Genomic DNA, 17,959 nt, shown 5'->3' on the forward strand with positions numbered 1-17,959 from the left:
CAGTTTATCTCCCCGTTTCGCTGGAGCAAAGCGCGCAAAAGAAAAGAGCCGCCAAATCGGCGGCTCTTCCCGAATTCTTGTGCCGGTCAGTGCCGGACAACGATCAGGGCGCCGACCTTCACGCGATCATAGAGATCGGTTACGTCCTCATTGGTGAGGCGGATGCAGCCCGAGGATACGGCTTGGCCGATAGACCAGGGCTCAGAGGTTCCATGCACGCGGTACAGGGTCGATCCGATATAGAGCGCGCGGGCACCGAGCGGATTGTCTGGACCACCGGGCATGTAGGCCGGCAGATCGGGAACGCGCTTGCGCATGGCCGGGGGAGGGGTCCAGCCGGGCCACTCTGCCTTGCGGGTGATGCGGTGCGTACCGGACCAACGGAAGCCATCGCGACCGACGCCAATGCCGTATTTCATGGCCTTGCCGTCTTCGAGCACCAGATACAACCGGCGTTCCCCGGTTTCGATGACAATCGTGCCCGGCTTGTAGTCAGTATCGTAGTCGACAATCTGTTTGCGAATTGGGCTGCCACCACGACTTCCACTGGCACTGGCCGCACGATCCTCGAACTTGTTGGTGTCGGGGTTGTACCACAGAGCCGCACTTGACGGCAGAACGGTGCTGACTGCCAGCAACACTGCCATGGCGAATGCCAATGCAATTCTGACGATGCTCATGCTTTCACTTGGCCTCTCAAATACGCTGCCGTGATTCGGATCAGCGACTATTTGCGCTACTTACTCGGTCTCGATCGCGGCCGGAAGGGACGTGCCCAGTTTCTGCCACATATGGGGTATCATCGCCTTATTGTGTTGCTAGTCGGTTACACTCGCGAGTCACCAATCCGTGAATGCCATACTTTCGGACGCTTGACAGGGGCCGCCGGCCCGGCCACACCCCGGCAAACGCGCGAAAGGATCGACCGATGAGTGAAGCGCTCAAGCGTGAGGCGGCCGCCCGCGCTGTCGCAGAAATCAGCTCAGGCATGAAGCTGGGCCTTGGGACCGGCTCGACTGCCCGGCACTTTGTTGAATTGCTGGGCGAGCGCGTGGCGGAGGGGCTCGACATTGTCGGCGTGCCGACATCGGAAGCGACCGCACGGCAAGCGCAGGAATGCGGTATTCCACTTTCCGATCTTGATACGCTTGATCGTCTTGACCTGACCGTTGATGGCGCGGACGAAATCGACCCATCGCTCAATCTCATCAAAGGGGGCGGGGGCGCGCTTTTGCGCGAGAAGATCGTCGCTGCCGCCTCAGATGCCATGATCGTCATCGCCGATAGCTCGAAGATCGTTGATGCCCTGGGGCGGTTTCCACTCCCCATCGAAGTCAACCGTTTTGGCCTGGGAGCGACCCGTCGTGCCGTTGCCGATATCATGCGGCGCCACAACGCTCAGGGTGAACTCAAGCTGCGCGGTCCCAGCGCCGAGGCCCCCTTTGTCACCGACGGTGGACACCTCATTCTCGATGCTTTTTTTGGCCGCATTTCGCAGCCAGAAGCGCTCTCAAGCGAGCTTCTGGACATTCCGGGCGTAGTCCAGCATGGACTGTTCCTCAAAATGTGCCGCAAGGCTTATGTGGCAACGCCGAATGGCGTAGAAACACTTCTCAAGGGCAATTGACCAGCGTGGGACGAGACAAGATGGCATTCTGGAATATTCAAAACTGGGCACGTGGCGTCCGTCTCATGATGGCGGCTGCGCTGGTCGTTGGCGCAGCAGGCGTTTCGCTCCCGGCCTTGGCGCAGGAAGTTCCGCCCGAGGAACTGGCAATGGCGCGCAAATATATCGATCTGACTGATCGCGGGGCGGTTTTCGAGACCACCGTCGTCGAAGTCGGCATCGACACCATGCGCCAGATCATCACCCAGAACCCCGAGATCCAGCAGCAGACCAGCGACGCAATCGGCGAGGTGATCAAGGAATATAATGGCCGCAAGGGCGAGCTGCTTGACCAGTTTGCGCGCGTTTACGCCATCAATTTCACTCTCGAAGAACTGACCGAGATCGTGGCCTTCTATGAATCTCCGGTTGGTCAGAAGCTGGCGACAGCCAATTCCCAGCTCAACGAGGACATCCGCCGCGTGCTTCAGGTTTACACCAATAATCTGCGCACCGAGTTCTTTGCCAAAGTGCGCTCCCAGTTGCGCGACCAGGGCATTGAGCTCTGAGGCCACGAGCGCATCTGACATTGACCCCGCCTTGTGCGGGGTCTTTTTTTGTGCGATGCCCGACCGTATTCATCGTCACTAGACGATGAAGCCAAATGGGCAAGAACTGGCAATCACGCAGGGGGCCGGAATGGACTTTGACTATGATCTGATCGTCATCGGTGCCGGCTCGGGCGGTGTGCGCGCCGCGCGCATGGCGGCCACCTATGGCGCCAGGGTGGCGATCATCGAGGAGTTCAGGGTTGGCGGTACCTGTGTGATCCGCGGCTGCGTCCCCAAAAAGCTCTACGTTTACGCCGCCCGCTTCCGGGATCAGTTCGATATCGCGGAAAGTTTCGGTTGGCAGGTCGATGCCAGCTTTGATTGGCCGACCCTGGTTGCCGCCAAGGAAAAGGAAATTACCCGGCTCGAGCACGCCTATGCGAGTAACCTCGAGAAGCCAGGCGTCGAAATCATCCGCGACCGGGCTGTGATCACCGGACCCAACGGCGTTCGGTTGGTTCGCGACGGGCGCGAGCTGAGCGCGAAGTACCTGCTCATTGCCACCGGCGCGCGGCCCTTCGTGCCCGACATACCCGGCGCCGAGCTGGGCATTACCTCTAACGAGGCCTTTGATCTGCCTGCATTGCCCCATTCCATCCTAATCGAAGGTGGCGGCTATATCGCGGTCGAATTCGCGACCATTTTTGCCGGCCTGGGCGTCAACACCACAATCATCTATCGCGGTGATTGCATCCTGCGCGGCTTCGACGAAGACATGCGCCGCGGCCTCGAAGCGGGGTTAATCGAGCGCGGTATCCGGATCATCTATCAGACCACCATCCGATCCCTGGCCAAAACCGGTGACGGCATTACCGCCACATTCAGCGATGGCGTCTCCGCGCCATACGGCGCCGTGATGTTTGCCACCGGACGCCGCCCGAACGTTGAGGAGCTGGGGCTAGAAACCGCCGGTGTGGCCCTGACTGAGCATGGCTCGGTGGTTGTCGACGAATACTCGAAGACCTCAGTCTCCTCGGTATATGCAGTTGGCGACGTCACCGGTCGGGCGCAGCTCACGCCGGTCGCCATCCGCGAAGGCTGGTATTTCGCCGAAACGGTGTTCAACAACAATCCGCTCAAGGTGGACCACTCCCTCATCCCCACGGCCGTCTTTGCCGAGCCGGAGATCGGCACAGTCGGTCTGACAGAGGCCGAGGCCGCCACGCATGGCGACATCGAGGTCTATATCTCCCGGTTCAGGCCCATGCAGAACACGCTTTCGGATCGTACCGAGCGCATGGTCATCAAGCTGATCACCGAAAAAGATGGCGGCAAGGTGCTGGGGGTCCATATTCTGGGACCAGGAGCGGCCGAAATGATCCAGTTGGTCGGCGTCGCTGTCAGCATGGGCGCCACAAAAGCCGATCTCGACCGCACCATCGCCCTCCACCCGTCGGCCGCCGAAGAGCTGGTAACCTTCAAGTCTCCGTCCTATGTCTATCGCGACTGCAAGCGCGTCTGACCCTTTCCTGCTTGGCACGGGCGCTCTGGCTTGCTAGATCGCCCGCACCCCTTCAAGCCGGCATAGACGAGACCGATCATGACAACCTGGACCCCCAGCTCCTGGCGCGACAAGCCGATCAAGCAGGTCCCCGCCTATCCCGATCCGGTCGCACTTGCCGAAGCGGAGCGCCAGCTCTCGACTTTCCCGCCGCTGGTTTTTGCCGGCGAGGCGCGCGAACTGAAAGCCCGCTTGGCTGCCGTTGCCCGTGGCGAGGCGTTCCTGCTCCAGGGCGGCGACTGTGCCGAGAGCTTCGCCGAACACGGCGCTGACCATATCCGCGACTTCTTCCGCGTCTTCCTGCAGATGGCAGTGGTGCTGACCCACGGCGCAAGCAAACCCGTGGTCAAGGTCGGCCGCGTGGCGGGCCAGTTCGCCAAGCCGCGCTCGGCCGATACCGAAACGATCGACGGCGTCGAGCTGCCATCCTATCGCGGCGATATCATCAACGACATCGCCTTTACCGAGGCCGCCCGCGTTCCGGATCCGAACCGCCTGCTGATGGCCTATCGTCAGTCGGCGGCCACGCTCAACCTGCTGCGCGCCTTCTCCATGGGCGGCTACGCCGAGCTCACCCGCATCCACGAATGGACCATGGGCTTCATGAAGGGCTCAAGCTGGGACGCTCGCTTCGAGGAAGTGGCCCGTCGCATCGACGACGCCATCACCTTCATGTCGGCACTTGGCATCACGCCCGAAAATACGCCGGCGCTCAAGCAGACCAGCTTCTACACCAGCCACGAGGCGCTCCTGCTGGGCTACGAGGAAGCGCTGACCCGCAGGGACTCGATCACCAATAACTGGTACGCAACCTCAGGCCACATGCTTTGGATCGGCGATCGCACCCGGGACCCCGACGAGGCGCATGTCGAGTATTTCGCGGGCATCCACAACCCGATCGGCATCAAATGTGGCCCCAGCCTGTCCAATGACGACCTGCTGCGCCTGCTTGATCGCCTCAATCCTACTGACGAAGCGGGCCGCATCACGCTGATCTCGCGCTTCGGCGCCGAAAAGGTGCAGGATCACCTGCCGCGGCTGGTCGAAACCGTGCAGAAGGCCGGACGGACAGTCGTGTGGTGCTGTGATCCGATGCATGGCAACACCATAAAGGCCTCGACCGGCTTCAAGACCCGGCCATTCGACCGCGTCCTGGCCGAGGTGAAGAGCTTCTTCGACGTACACCGCGAAATGGGCACCTATGCCGGTGGTGTGCATATCGAGATGACCGGCGATGACGTGACTGAATGCGTGGGTGGCGTTTCAGCGGTGACCGAAGCAACCCTCTCGGACCGCTACAACACCTATTGCGACCCGCGTCTCAACGCCAGTCAGGCCCTGGAACTGGCCTTCCTCGTCGCCGAGGAAGTGCATGCGCAAAAGCCGCCGCGCAAGCTGGTTGCCGCTGGCGAATAGCGACAGGCTCGCCTGTTCACCCGGTCTGTGCCGCTTGCCCTCATCAAGGCGAGCGGCTAATCCTTGCGCCGCCTCCGGCCAAGCGTCGGAAACATCTTCTTCCTGCACTCAGGCCAGTTTCTCGTGACCGATCAGCTCCGCATCGCGCTCGCCCAGCTCAACCCCAAGGTCGGCGACCTGACTGGCAACCTGGCCCTGGCGCGCCAGGCCCTGACGGATGCGTGGTCGGCCAAGGCCGATATCCTGATGCTCTCCGAGTTGTTCCTGACCGGCTATTTTCCGGACGACCTGCTGTTCAAGCCGCAGTTTATCGATGACGTCATGGAGACGGCGCGGGGTTTCGTGGCTGAAACCAGTGGCACGGACGTTGTTCTGATCCTTCCCACCATCTGGTGGGACGCAGGTGGCCTCCACAATGCCGTCCTCGTCGCCGAAAAGGGCGAAATCACCGCCATCCGCTACAAGCGTGAATTGCCAAACGACGACGTCTTCTACGAAAAGCGCTACTTTGCCGCCGGGCCGCTGCCGCTGCCGGTCACCATCAAGGGTGTCGAGGTGGGCATCCCCATCTGCGAGGATATCTGGCACCCCGCGGTCTGCGAGCACCTGGCCATGCGTGGCGCCGAGATCATGCTCTGCCCCAATGGCTCGCCCTACTGGACCAACAAGCAGCATATCCGCAAGGACCTGGTCCGCGCCCGCGTCGCCGAGGATGGCGTGCCCATGCTCTACCTCAACCAGGTCGGCGGCCAGGACGAACTGGTCTTCGACGGCGCCTCCTTTGCCATGGAGCCGGGCAACAAGCTGGTCCTGCAGGGCAAGAGCTTCGAGACCGACTTCATCGTTTCGGACTGGGTGCGCGGCGAGGACGGCTGGACCTGCACCAATGGCCGCGTCGAGGAATTGACCTCGATCGAGGAGGCCCCCTGGCGCGCCTGCGTGCTCGGCTTGCGGGACTATGTGCACAAGAACGGTTTCTCCCATGTCGTGCTGGGCCTGTCCGGCGGCATCGACAGCGCCGTGGTTGCCGCCATGGCCGCCGATGCCTTCGGCCCGGAAAAAGTCCACGCCATCATGCTTCCCTATCGCTACACCTCCGAGGCGAGCCTGCGCGATGCCAAGGATTGCGCCGAGCGGCTCGGGGTGCGCTATGACGTGGTGGCGATCGGCGATCCCGTGGATGGCGCGCTCAATGAACTGCAGCCCATCTTCGGCAATCGCCCCGTGGACACCGCCGAGGAAAACATCCAGTCGCGCATGCGCGGCACCATCCTCATGGCGGTCTCCAACAAGCTCGGCTCCATGCTGCTGACCACCGGCAACAAGTCCGAAATGGGCGTGGGCTATGCCACCATCTATGGCGACATGAATGGCGGCTACAATCCGCTCAAGGACATGTTCAAGATGGACGTCTATAGGCTCGCCGACTGGCGGAACAAGCACATGCCGGGCGATTGCCTCGGCCGGGCAGGGGAGGTCATCCCCCAGTCGATCATTGACAAGGCGCCCTCCGCCGAACTCCGCCCCGACCAGACCGACCAGGATAGCCTCCCGCCCTATCCGGTGCTTGACGATATCCTCACCTGCATTGTGGAAGAGGAAATGGCGCTTGGTGATATCGTCGCGCGCGGCCATGATGCGGCTCTGGTCAAACGTATCGAGCGTCTGCTCAACATCGCCGAATACAAGCGTCGCCAGTCCGCGCCCGGTCCCAAGCTCACGCCGCGCGCCTTCGGTCTGGGTCGTAAATATCCCATCACCAATGGCTACAAGGATCCGACAGTCGGATGAGCGTCACCGTTCGCTGGGCCCCGTCTCCTACGGGTCGTATTCATCTGGGTAATGCCCGCCCGGCACTGCTCAACTGGTTTTTCGCCCGGCGCCACGGCGGCCGCTACGTCCTGCGCATGGACGATACCGATCTTGCGCGCTCGACCCGCGAATTTGCCGACGGCATCGAGACCGATCTGGCCTGGCTGGGTGTCATGCCCGACCTCCTGGTCCGTCAATCCGAGCGCACCGCGCTCTATGACGCGGCCCGCGACAAGCTGATCGCCGCCGGGCGGCTCTATCCCTGCTACGAGACCGAAGATGAGCTTGACCGCAAGCGCGCCCGTGCCCGTCTCCTCGGCAAGCCGCCGATCTACGACCGCGCGGCACTCAATCTCACCGCGGAAGACCGCGCCCGTCTTGAAGCTGAGGGCCGCCAGCCACATTGGCGCTTCAAGCTGGACGGCCGTCCGGTCCACTTCGATGACCTCATCAAGGGCTCGCAGACGGTCAACACCGCCTCCATGTCCGACCCGGTGCTGATCCGGGCCGACGGCACCTATCTCTATACTTTGCCCTCGGTCGTCGACGACATCGACCTGGGTATCACCCATGTCATTCGCGGCGAGGACCACGTTTCCAATACCGGCACGCAGATCGAGATTTTCGAGGCGCTGGGCGGCGCGGTGCCGGTCTTCGGCCACCATAACCTTCTCACCGACGCGCAGGGGCAGGGCTTCTCGAAGCGCATGGGCAGTCAGTCCATCGCTGATTTCCGGGCTGAGGGCTATGAACCCCTCGCGATTGCCATCGTCGCCACCCTTACCGGAACCAGCCTTTCCGTCGAACCCTACGAAAGCCTGGATGCCATTGCCGAGAAACTCGATTTCACGATGATTTCGCATGGCTCAGCGCGCTTCGATCCGGCAGAGCTCAACACGCTCAATGCGCGCTTGCTGCACACCATGCCCTATGAGGAAGCCGCTTCCCGCCTTTCCGCCCTTGGGCTTGAAGGCGAGGCCATGTGGCTGCTGCTGCGCGAAAACCTGGTTCGTTTCCCAGACATCGTGGAGTGGTCGAAGCTGCTGACCGGGCCGGTCGAACCTGTCGTGGCCGAAGAGGATCGCGAATTCCTGGCTCTTGCCAAGGCGCTCTTGCCCCCTGAACCCTGGGACGAAACCACCTGGGCACACTGGACCAACGCGCTCAAGTCCAGTACCGGGCGAAAAGGCAAGGCGCTTTTCCTGCCCCTGCGGCTGGCTCTCACCGGACGCCCCGACGGGCCCGAGCTTAAGTCCCTGCTTGTCCTGCTTGGGCGTACGGCGTGTCTGGACCGACTACCCTGACAGTCTTGCCGCCCAGCTCAATGATGCGCAGTTCCGGTTCGGCCGGCGTCGTGGGTTGACGCGCAACCTCGCCCGGCCCGGCAGGACGCGGGCGGGGCAGAGGAACATCGACGAGAGCGACCGCCGCAACGGGCTCGATCGCGGCAACCTGTACCGGCGCAACACCGCGCGGATCGCGCAGCGGCATTGGAATGCGCTGGCCATTGATGTCGAGCATCGCCCGGCTGCTGCCATCGGCCATGTTGGTGAGGGTCACAGTGCCATCTGCAGTTGGTGTCACCGTGCAACTGGCAGACTTGTCAAAGTCATTGCGGTAGGCAAACGCCGTCGCCAGAGACGTGTAGGGCACGCCATTGATGCTGCGCATCTGCTCGGGCTCTTCGCCCGGATTGTTGTAATAGTAGAGTTCCACAGCTGTGTTGGGGCACATCTGCTGGCAGCTGATGGCATCGTTGCTGATATATTCAGGCAGCGTCGCATAGCTGATTGGCCAGAAATACCCATCACTCAGGCGCACACAGACCGTACGGACCGTGTTGTAGCCCTGATAGCCCCAGTAATCCCCACCATCGACGAAGTCCCCATTGGTGAAGTCGCCTTCGGAGGTGGTTCCGAAGATGCGGTCGAAAATGTTCTGGCGCTCTCTGGTAAACGTGGCCGTCGAGCCTGCATTGCACCCGAACCGCGCCATTTCTTGAAGGATCGCCTCGCGCTGCTGGGCAACGGCATTGGCGGTTTCTACCGACTGGCTGACACGCGCATAGTCATCGCGCAGGCTCAAGACGTCTCGGGCGATCAGCTGGCAACTGCGGCTGAGCACGCGGCCGGCGCGTGCGTCGTCATTGCAGCCTTCGCGAATATAGCGGCTTTCGGCTTGCTGCACCTGGCGCTGCAACTGCCGCGCGGCGTTGGAGTTGCTGCCGAGCTGGCGGAATTCGCTATTGCGGTCGAACTGCGCCAGCGCTGCCTGCAATTGGGCGCACTGCGCCGCCTGGGCGTGCGCCGCTTCAATATCCAGAGCCAGCATGATGGTCGCAAGGACCAGCAGTATAAGGGGCCTGAGCCCGCTTGAAGAGATATTCACGCCATATTCCCGATTTGGGCCGCAACCGCCTTCGACCCTTCAAGCATCCATTCCGATTCTCTGTCCGTGGAGAATGCTTTAACGTCCGTGCCAACATTATAGCCATGTGATTTGCGCCGCGGTAGCGCGTCCGGGCAACACCAAGACCAAGGAGAGACCGCCATGAGACTCGCCACCCTGCGGAACGGCCGCCCCGATGGCCAACTCGTGGTCGTTTCCAGCGATCTGTCGCGCTGCGTATCCGCAGGTCGTGTCGCTTCCGATCTGCAGGCTGCACTTGATGATTGGGAGCGGGCTGAGCCGGCCCTGGCCGATATCTCCCGGCAGCTTGATGCCAGTGAAATCGCTGGCCAGCCATTTGACCCGAAAGTGGCCGAGGCGCCTCTGCCGCGCGCCTATCAATGGATAGACGGCTCGGCCTATATGAGCCATCTCGAGCGGGTGCGCTCGCTCAAGGGCAGCAAGGACGAGGAACTGCAATCGATCCGCCCGCTGCTTTACCAGGGTGCCTCCGATTCGCTCTCGGCCGCCTCGGCGCCGATTGTCGTCCCGGCCGATGACCTCGCATTGGATTTCGAGGCCGAGGTCGGTGTGATCATCGGTCCAGTCCCGATGGGTGCAACGCGGGATGAAGCCAGCGCCGCCATCCGATTGGTCACCATTCTAAACGACGTTTCCCTGCGCAGGCTGGTGGTGGATGACCTCAAGAACGGCTTTGGCTTCTTCCATTCCAAGCCCTCGACGGCCTTTGCGCCCGTGGTGATTGCGCCGGCCAGCCTGGGCGGGAATTGGGGTGACAATCGACTGCACCTGCCCATCCGCATTGAGGTCAATGGCAAGCTCTATGGTCGTCCCAATGCCGGCGTCGGCATGCACTTCGATTTCGCTGACCTGATTGTCGAGGCTGCGCGCACCCGCAATCTGGCGGCTGGGACGATTGTCGGCGGTGGCACGGTGTCTAACCCCCACGACCAGACCTTGCCGCTCAAGACAGACGGGATCGGCTTTGCCTGCATCGCCGAGGCGCGCACGGCGGAAAAGGCCAAATATGGTCGCGCCCGCACGCCATTCCTGCAGGCCGGAGATACGGTGCGGATCGGAGCCCAAAATGCCGATGGCAAATCGATCTTTGGGGACATTGACCAGTCCGTCGTGTTGCGATCCCGATAATCGATAACTTTCCTGTGTTCCCGTTGGGCCGGTCACAGAGCCATGCAATCGTGCCGGCAGCGGGAAGAGGGGCCCGTATCCGGCGTATCAAATTGAGGGAAAACAACGAATGCTCAAACCTAAGGCTCCTGGTTTAGCCATTGCGGCCTTTCTGGCCATCGGCGTCGTGGCCGTAACGGCACAGGACGGCTTCACGCCGCCCGCAACGCCCGAAGAAGCCGTGGCAATGCGCCAGGCCCTGATGCGCGAAGATGGCGGAATTCTTCGCAGCGCCGGCAATCTTTCCGGGGCCGAAGCCGTGGCTGCCATGACAACCCTGCGCGACAATTACAGTCACATCCCCGATCTGTTCCCGGAAGGGTCGATTGTGGGGGACACCAAGGCCCTCCCGGCAATCTGGGAAAACTGGGAGGCTTTCGTGGCTATCGCCGCGACGGGCCAGGCCGCAGCCGAGGCCGGTTTGGCCGCCGCCGAAGCTGGAGATGCGGCTGGCTATGGCGCGGCTCTGCAGACCCTTATGGGTACCTGCGGGCAGTGCCACCAGCAGTTCCGCTCCTGACACGACCAGCACTGTCAGAATTATCGCCTCCAAAGCGATTGGGCGGCCTTCGGGTCGCCCTCTTTTGTCTCGTCTCTAGTTTTGGACTTGATTTCCTTTCTTAGCGCGGCCAATCTCCGCGCCATGAAGATCACGTGCACCATTACCTGCTGCATTATTACCTGCTAACCCAAGCGTTGGCGGAGCGGTCTTCTTCATCCTGAAATTGCGCAACGGATAGAGGCTCCCCGCCAGCGGAGCGTTCTCAGGAAAAGTGGGTGCCACTTTTCCGGTTCGAGAGCGCGACCACGAACGACCGAGAACCGAACGTGTCTGGCAACAGGACCTCTTTATGACCACGGCAACGCCGCAGCTTTCTCTCTACAACACGCTCACCCGTACCAAGGCGCCCTTTGTGCCGATGGACGAGAAAAACGTGCGTCTCTATGCCTGCGGCCCGACGGTCTATGACTTCGCCCATATCGGCAATGGCCGCGCCGCCATCGTCTTCGATCTGCTCTTCCGCGTCCTGCGCCATGTCTATGGGCCGGACCACGTCACCTATGTGCGCAACATCACGGACGTCGACGACAAGATCAACGCCCGCGCCCTGCGTGATCACCCCGATCTGCCGCTCAACGAAGCCATTCGTAGGGTCACCGAAACCACGGCCGCGCAATACCAGAAGGACGTTGCCGCGCTGGGCTGCCTCGAACCGACTATGCAGCCCCGCGCCACCGAGAACATTGCCGAGATGCAGGCGATGATCCAGCGCCTGCTCGACAAGGGCCACGCCTATCAGGCGGGCGGCGAAGTGCTTTTCGCCGTCGATTCCATGCCCGAATATGGCCGGCTCTCGGGACGCAATCTCGAGGACAATCTGGCCGGCGCCCGCGTCGCGGTGGACACGCACAAACGCAACCCGGCCGATTTCGTACTCTGGAAGCTGTCTTCGGCCGAAGAACCCGGCTGGGATAGCCCCTGGGGCCGCGGTCGCCCCGGCTGGCATATTGAATGCTCGGCCATGTCTGAGCGCTATCTGGGTGAAACCTTCGACATCCATGGCGGCGGGCTCGATCTCATCTTCCCGCACCACGAAAACGAAATCGCCCAGTCCCGCTGCGCCCATGGCTCACACGCCATGGCCAATGTCTGGATGCACAACGGCTTCCTGCAGGTGGAAGGCCAGAAGATGTCCAAGTCCCTGGGCAACTTCTTCACCATCCACGACCTCCTCGAAACCGAAGCCTTCGGTGGTCGAGCGTGGCCAGGGGAAGTCCTGCGGCTGGCCATGCTGATGACGCATTACCGCGAGCCAATCGACTTTTCGCAGCGGCGGCTGGAAGAGGCCGTCAATTTACTCGAGAAATGGGAACGCGCGGTCGGAGATGCTGAGCCGTCCGTTCACCTGCCGGCCGAATACTTTGATCGTCTCGCCGACGATCTCGACACTCCGGCTGCCATCGCGCGCATCCATGCTCTTGTCATGGATGAGGGGAAGGCTGCCGAGGGGCTAGCTCTGGCCGACCTGATGGGGCTGCGCATCAAACGTGACGTCGAGGTTGATACGGCCGTGCCCAGTCTGGTCGCCGCCCGCCTCGCCGCCCTCAACGCCAAAGACTTCGCCGAAGCCGATCGCATTCGTGCCGAGCTCGCTGAACAGGGTATCGCCCTGATGGATTACAAGGACGAAGCGGGTCAGCGCGCCACCAAATGGGAGGTCAAGCGGTGACCCTCCTGCCATTCCCTGTCAGCGGAATCGCTGCAGATCGCCACTCCACACACCGGAGATGCAATCATGCTTGATCACGTTGGAATTCTCGTCGCAGACTGGAACAAGGCCAAGGCTTTTTACGATGCCGCCTTCGCCCCGCTGGGCATCACGCTTCTCAACCTCGTGCCCGAACAGTTCACTGGCGGCGTCAAGGTCGGTGGCTATGGCCGCACCAAGCCAGACTATTGGCTGACCCAAAGCACCGAAACCGGCCCTGGTCGTCACTATGCTTTCTCCGCCAATAGCCGCGCCGAAGTTGACGCCTTTCATGCGGCGGCCGTGGCGGCTGGTGGCAAGGACAATGGGGCCCCTGGGCCGCGCCCGCATTACCACGAGAACTATTACGGTGCCTTTGTCATCGATCCCGATGGCAACAACATAGAGGCGGTGTGTCATGCCCCAGGCTGAGGCCCTTGCCGGCGGCTGCCAGTGTGGCGCGGTTCGTTTCCGCGTCACCCGGCTCGGTCGCCCATCCATCTGTCATTGCCGTATGTGCCAGAAGGCCTTTGGTAGCTTCTTTGGCCCTCTGGTCACGGCGCATAATGCTACCTGGACCCGCGGGGAGCCGAAATGGTTCCAGAGCTCCAACGCCGCCCGCCGCGCCTTTTGCGGAGATTGTGGCACGCCGCTGGCCTATGAGACCCGCTATGGGCTGGAACTGGCCATTGGCGCCTTTGACGATCCCACCGCAGCGGCCCCGGTTATCCAGGTCAACCTGAATGACCGGCTGCCCTTCTTTGCCGGCCTCAGCACCTTGCCCGAGCGTACCGAAGTCAGCGACGAATGGCGCGACTTCATGGCCGGTATTCATTCCCACCAGCATCCCGACCACGACACGACTGATTGGCCCCCTCAGGGAGGTCGCGATGTCTGAACACTGGTCCGGCGGCTGCCAATGTGGTGCCGTCCGCTATCGCTTCAGCCAGCGTCCGAAAGGCGCCCATATCTGCCACTGTCGCATGTGCCAGAAGGCCTTCGGGGCGTTCTACGCTCCCCTGGTGGGTGGGCCATTGCCCACATTCGAGGTCACGCGTGGCGAGATTGCTCTATTCCGCTCGTCGGATCAGGTCGACCGTGGATTCTGCCGCCGCTGCGGCACGCCCTTGACCTTTGCCTATGTCGACGGGGACTGGATAAGCGTATCCATTGGGTCTCTGGACGACCCGTCGGCCTTTCCGCCCAAAGATCAGCATGGCATCGAGAGCCGCCTGTCGTGGGCGAACGGCCTGGGCCAATTGCCTGACCGCCCCACCACTGAGCAACAGGCACCCGACGTCGCCGCCTTCATCAAGTCCACCAATCACCAGCACCCCGACCACGACACTGATGTCTGGCCCCCCAAGCAGTAATCCGAGTTAGGCCCAATTCATGTCCCGCACCCGCCTCTATCTCTTCGACACAACCTTGCGCGATGGCGCGCAAACGGCCGGTATCGAATTCTCGCTGGAAGACAAGATTGCCATTGCCGGCATGCTTGAGGAACTGGGTGTCGACTATATCGAGGGCGGCTATCCTGGCGCCAATCCCGTCGATACCGAATTCTTCGACAAGAAACGGACCAAGAGGGCGGTCTTCACCGCCTTCGGCATGACCAAGCGGGCAGGGCGCTCTGCCGACAACGATCCAGGCGTGATGGGCCTGGTCAATTCGGCGGCCGAGGCCACTTGTTTTGTCGCCAAGGCCTGGGACTATCAGGTCGAGCTGGCCTTGGGCTGCTCGACCGACGATCACCTGGAAGGCATCAGTGACTCGGTGCGCACGGCCGCGTCAGCAGGCAAGGAAGTGCTGGTCGATCTCGAGCACTTTTTCGACGGCTACAAGGCCAATCGGGCCTACGCCCTCGACTGTGTGAAGACGGCGCTTGAGGCAGGCGCCCGCTGGGTGGTTCTTTGCGACACCAATGGCGGCACCATGCCTGCTGAAGTCCGTGAGATCGTGACGGACGTGATGAGCATCGCTCCTGGCGATCGACTGGGCATCCATCCTCACGACGATACCGGACAGGCCGTCGCCAACGCCCTTGCTGCCGTTGAAGCTGGAGTCTGCCAGATTCAGGGGACCCTGAATGGCCTGGGTGAACGCTGTGGCAATGCCAATCTGGTCACGCTTATCGCCACCCTGGCGCTGAAGCCCTATTACTCCGACCGCTTCGTGACCGGGGTGACCGCAAATCAACTCGAAAACCTGACCCATATCTCCCGGGCCTTCGACGATCGCCTGAACCGCGCCCCGGCGCGGCAGGCGCCTTATGTCGGCGCCTCCGCCTTTGCGACCAAGGCCGGTATTCACGCCTCCGCCCTGCTCAAGGACTTTTCGACCTATGAGCATGTGCGGCCCGAGAGTGTCGGCAATGAGCGGGCCATCATGGTCAGCCAGCAGGCCGGAAAGTCCAACCTGCTGACCGCCCTGGCACGTCACGACATCAGGCTCGAAAAGGACGATCCGCGCCTAGAAAGGCTCCTTGCGACCGTTAAGGAACGGGAATCGCGCGGATACTCCTATGATGGCGCCGACGCCTCATTCGCCATCCTTGCGCGACGGGTGCTCGGCACTTTGCCGGACTTCTTCGATGTCGAAAACTATCGGGCCATGGTCGAGCGGCGCCACAATGCCATGGGCGACGAGGTGACTGTCACCGAGGCGGTCGTCAAGATCAGGGTCGACGGCGAGTTGCTGATGTCGGTGGCCGAGGGTAATGGCCCGGTCAACGCACTCGACCAGGCGTTGCGCAAGGATTTGGGAAAGTATTCTGCCCGAATCGAGGACCTCGAACTGGTCGACTTCAAGGTGCGTATCCTGGACGGCGGCACGGGCGCGGTCACCCGTGTACTGGTCGAAAGCCGTGATGGTAGCGGCGAGCGCTGGGTAACGATCGGCGTCTCGCCCAATATCATTGATGCCTCGTTTGAAGCTCTGTATGAATCAATCACATACAAGCTGTTGAAGACTGAAGCGGCGCAGGACTCAACACTGGGGGCAAATGCCAGCCCCGCGAGAGCAAGCGCGGGCTGATTGAAAATTACCGGGAGGGCAAACTGGCCGAATCCGCTCCGAAACGACCTCTGGCTCTGACTATCGGGGCAGCGGCAGTCACTCTACTCGTTGTTCTAGGCGTTCTGTCCGGTCCATCGATTGTCTCCTGTTTCAACAGCCCCGATGGCATGGGGCAGTGTCTGCGCGGCAAAATGGCGGAGGTTGGTCTCATCCCGGCCGCGCCCGCGCCTGCTGTCGCCGATGCGGAAGCACCTGCCGAAGAAACAATCGCTGCGGTAGAAGAGGGGACCGTCCCCGCTGAACCCGCCATGGACGTCACACCGCCTGTCGAGACCGCGGACATGACAGCCGAAGTCGACCAACTGGTCGCTGCAACCTTTGGTCTCCTGCGCGCAGAACCGGATGGCTCGGTTGTCATTGCGGGTAGCGGCACACCCGGCAGCCGGGTCGAGGTTTTCGCCAATGGCGAACTGCTCGGCACGGTTGAGGTCGAGTCGAGTGGCGACTGGGTGTTCGTGCCCGATACACCGCTGCCACCCGGCGGTCTTGAAATCACGCTCGGAGAAGAAGGCAAGGACGGCACGGCCGAGGATTCCTTCATTGTCGTGATCAATGAGGACAAGACCAGCCAGCCGCTGGTCGTCGCCAGCAAGCCGGGAGAGGCGAGCGAAGTCCTCCAGGGCCTGACGCCAGCCCAGGTGGCGGCCGCCCCGGCAGCCGAAACATCGGCAGCGCCACTGGATCCGGCAGCACCCACATCCGAAGAATCCCTGTCCCCGGCGGCACCCGCCGCCGAACCCGCAGAAGTGACGGAAACCGAAGTCGCTGAGGCTACTGCTGAGCCCGCCGAAGCGCCAGCGGTGACCGAGCCAGCTGCAACCACCGAAGCCGAAGCTGTCGAGGGTCAGGCCGCGAGCGAATCCACCATGCAGGTGGCTGCATTGCCCGAGGCCCCGGAGACCGAACCGGAAGCCGAACCCACCTCGGCCGTGGCCGCGCCAGTGGAGTCGACAGAAGCAGAACCGGCTGCTGCTCCGGAAACCGGCGCCGAGCCTGAAGCTGCCCAACCCGCGGACGAGGCTGAACAGACTTCCCAGCCAGAGAGCCAGGCCGGTGCAGTGGCCGCAACCGCAGTAGCACAGGATACCCCTGCCTCCACCGCGGATGAGCCGCAGGAGACGGCCGACGCCATCATTACCGAAGCGCCCGTAGTCGAGCCGGTACCGGTTCAACCGGCCGCCGTGCCGCCGACCATCGACGCCATCGAGATCGAGAACGACCGGACCTTTTTCGCCGGTGCCGGTCCTGATGGTGGCGTCATCCGCCTTTATGTCGACGACGCATTCGTGGCTGATGCCACTGTCGAAGCCGGCCGCTGGCTGGTCGAAGCGGGGCCGGTTCTTGATGCGCCCAGCCAGCGAGTACGTGTCGACCTGCTGGAACCTGGTTCCGCTGACGTCGTCGCGCGCGCCGAAGTGGATTTTGTGGTCGACGTCCCGGCAGTCGAAGAACCGGTGGCAGTGGCAGAAGCACCCACTCCTGCAACCCCAGTGACCCCGGCCCCCGAAACGCCTGCGGATGTGACAGCTCCCGAGGATGCCTCGGCTGACGCCGCTACCACGCAGCCCGAAACGGATGTGTCGGCGCTGACCGAGCAGCCGGCTGCTGCGAACCCTCCCACGAGTGCGGAAGATACTGCCGCCAACCAGGCACCGGTGACGGCCGAAACCGCCCAGACCACCGAACCGGCCACCGAGCCTGCGTCGACCCCCGAACCGGCGTCTGCGGTTCAACCGGCACCGGAACCCGCCGAGGAAACGCCTGTTGTAGCAGAACCGGCCGCCGAGCCGGACGAACCGGCAGTGCCGACCATGGTGGCGGTGTCCTTGGGTGATCCCGAGGCGCAGCGCTTTGCCTCGGGCAAGGCGATCATCCGTCGGGGAGACAATTTGTGGACCATTGCCCGCCGCGTCTATGGCGAGGGGCTCAAATACACCACCATCTATCAGGCCAATACCGGGCAGATTCGCGATCCTGATCGCATCTATCCCGGTCAGGTGTTCAACCTGCCAGAGGACATCGAGCCTCAATAATCCACATCGAAACGGCGCCGAAGGGCGCCGTTTTTGCATGCCTATTGATTTTCGGG

The 17,959-nt window shown here is 62.2% G+C and carries 16 protein-coding genes; 14 read left to right on the plus strand and 2 right to left on the minus strand.

All coding sequences use genetic code 11. The features are described 5' to 3' along the window. Positions 1-86: 86 nt before the first annotated feature. Positions 87-680 (minus strand): L,D-transpeptidase, encoded by a 594-nt coding sequence (locus QZ564_RS05730; RefSeq protein WP_297106060.1) that lies wholly within the window; start codon positions 678-680, stop codon positions 87-89. A 248-nt stretch (positions 681-928) separates the two neighbouring features. Here QZ564_RS05730 and rpiA point away from each other — a divergent pair, with 248 nt between their 5' ends. From rpiA to gltX, 6 genes are all read left to right on the plus strand, one after another. Next, positions 929-1,627 (plus strand): ribose-5-phosphate isomerase RpiA, encoded by a 699-nt coding sequence (rpiA, locus tag QZ564_RS05735; protein ID WP_297106063.1) that lies wholly within the window; start codon positions 929-931, stop codon positions 1,625-1,627. 20 nt (positions 1,628-1,647) lie between these two features. Next, complete coding sequence (locus tag QZ564_RS05740) at positions 1,648-2,175, plus strand: DUF2059 domain-containing protein (protein ID WP_297106065.1); 528 nt, start codon at positions 1,648-1,650, stop codon at positions 2,173-2,175. Positions 2,176-2,305: 130 nt separating this feature from the next. Further along, the gene (gene gor, locus QZ564_RS05745; protein ID WP_297106068.1) at positions 2,306-3,679 is read left to right on the plus strand and encodes a glutathione-disulfide reductase; all 1,374 of its coding nucleotides are present in this window, start codon (positions 2,306-2,308) and stop codon (positions 3,677-3,679) included. Positions 3,680-3,757: 78 nt separating this feature from the next. Continuing rightward, a complete protein-coding gene (locus QZ564_RS05750) occupies positions 3,758-5,134 on the plus strand; it encodes a class II 3-deoxy-7-phosphoheptulonate synthase (RefSeq protein ID WP_297106071.1) in 1,377 nt (458 codons plus the stop codon). Positions 5,135-5,257: 123 nt separating this feature from the next. Then, positions 5,258-6,925 (plus strand): NAD+ synthase, encoded by a 1,668-nt coding sequence (locus QZ564_RS05755; protein ID WP_297106075.1) that lies wholly within the window; start codon positions 5,258-5,260, stop codon positions 6,923-6,925. After that, entirely contained in the window at positions 6,922-8,250 is a 1,329-nt protein-coding gene (gltX, locus tag QZ564_RS05760; RefSeq protein ID WP_297106079.1) for a glutamate--tRNA ligase, read from the plus strand. The genes QZ564_RS05755 and gltX overlap by 4 nt, the downstream gene beginning before the upstream one ends. Here gltX and QZ564_RS05765 read toward each other — a convergent pair. Then, positions 8,195-9,334: a DUF2865 domain-containing protein gene (locus QZ564_RS05765; protein ID WP_297106083.1), complete on the minus strand. Its 1,140-nt coding sequence runs from the start codon at positions 9,332-9,334 to the stop codon at positions 8,195-8,197. The two genes, gltX and QZ564_RS05765, sit on opposite strands and share 56 nt — an antisense overlap. A gap of 162 nt (positions 9,335-9,496) precedes the next feature. On the opposite strand from QZ564_RS05765, the gene QZ564_RS05770 reads away from it, so the two are divergent. The 8 genes from QZ564_RS05770 to QZ564_RS05805 all read left to right on the plus strand — a co-directional run bounded on the left by QZ564_RS05770 (position 9,497) and on the right by QZ564_RS05805 (position 17,903). Next, positions 9,497-10,504, plus strand: a complete 1,008-nt coding sequence (locus QZ564_RS05770) for a fumarylacetoacetate hydrolase family protein (protein ID WP_297106088.1) — start codon at positions 9,497-9,499, stop codon at positions 10,502-10,504. Between the two features lie 109 nt (positions 10,505-10,613). Then, a complete protein-coding gene (locus QZ564_RS05775; protein ID WP_297106092.1) occupies positions 10,614-11,063 on the plus strand; it encodes a cytochrome c in 450 nt (149 codons plus the stop codon). A 331-nt stretch (positions 11,064-11,394) separates the two neighbouring features. Further along, the gene (gene cysS, locus QZ564_RS05780) at positions 11,395-12,774 is read left to right on the plus strand and encodes a cysteine--tRNA ligase (protein ID WP_297106095.1); all 1,380 of its coding nucleotides are present in this window, start codon (positions 11,395-11,397) and stop codon (positions 12,772-12,774) included. A gap of 66 nt (positions 12,775-12,840) precedes the next feature. Beyond that, positions 12,841-13,224, plus strand: a complete 384-nt coding sequence (locus QZ564_RS05785; RefSeq protein ID WP_297106099.1) for a VOC family protein — start codon at positions 12,841-12,843, stop codon at positions 13,222-13,224. Then, positions 13,211-13,690 (plus strand): GFA family protein, encoded by a 480-nt coding sequence (locus QZ564_RS05790; protein WP_297106102.1) that lies wholly within the window; start codon positions 13,211-13,213, stop codon positions 13,688-13,690. Before QZ564_RS05785 ends, QZ564_RS05790 begins: the two co-directional genes overlap by 14 nt. Further along, positions 13,683-14,165, plus strand: a complete 483-nt coding sequence (locus QZ564_RS05795; RefSeq protein ID WP_297106104.1) for a GFA family protein — start codon at positions 13,683-13,685, stop codon at positions 14,163-14,165. Before QZ564_RS05790 ends, QZ564_RS05795 begins: the two co-directional genes overlap by 8 nt. Positions 14,166-14,184: 19 nt before the next feature. Beyond that, entirely contained in the window at positions 14,185-15,828 is a 1,644-nt protein-coding gene (gene cimA, locus QZ564_RS05800; RefSeq protein ID WP_297106107.1) for a citramalate synthase, read from the plus strand. 149 nt (positions 15,829-15,977) lie between these two features. Beyond that, on the plus strand, positions 15,978-17,903 hold the full coding sequence (locus QZ564_RS05805; protein ID WP_297106110.1) for a LysM peptidoglycan-binding domain-containing protein: 1,926 nt from the start codon (positions 15,978-15,980) through the stop codon (positions 17,901-17,903). The last annotated feature ends 56 nt before the right edge of the window (positions 17,904-17,959 follow it).

This window comes from uncultured Devosia sp., assembly GCF_913055165.1.
Taxonomy (GTDB): domain Bacteria; phylum Pseudomonadota; class Alphaproteobacteria; order Rhizobiales; family Devosiaceae; genus Devosia.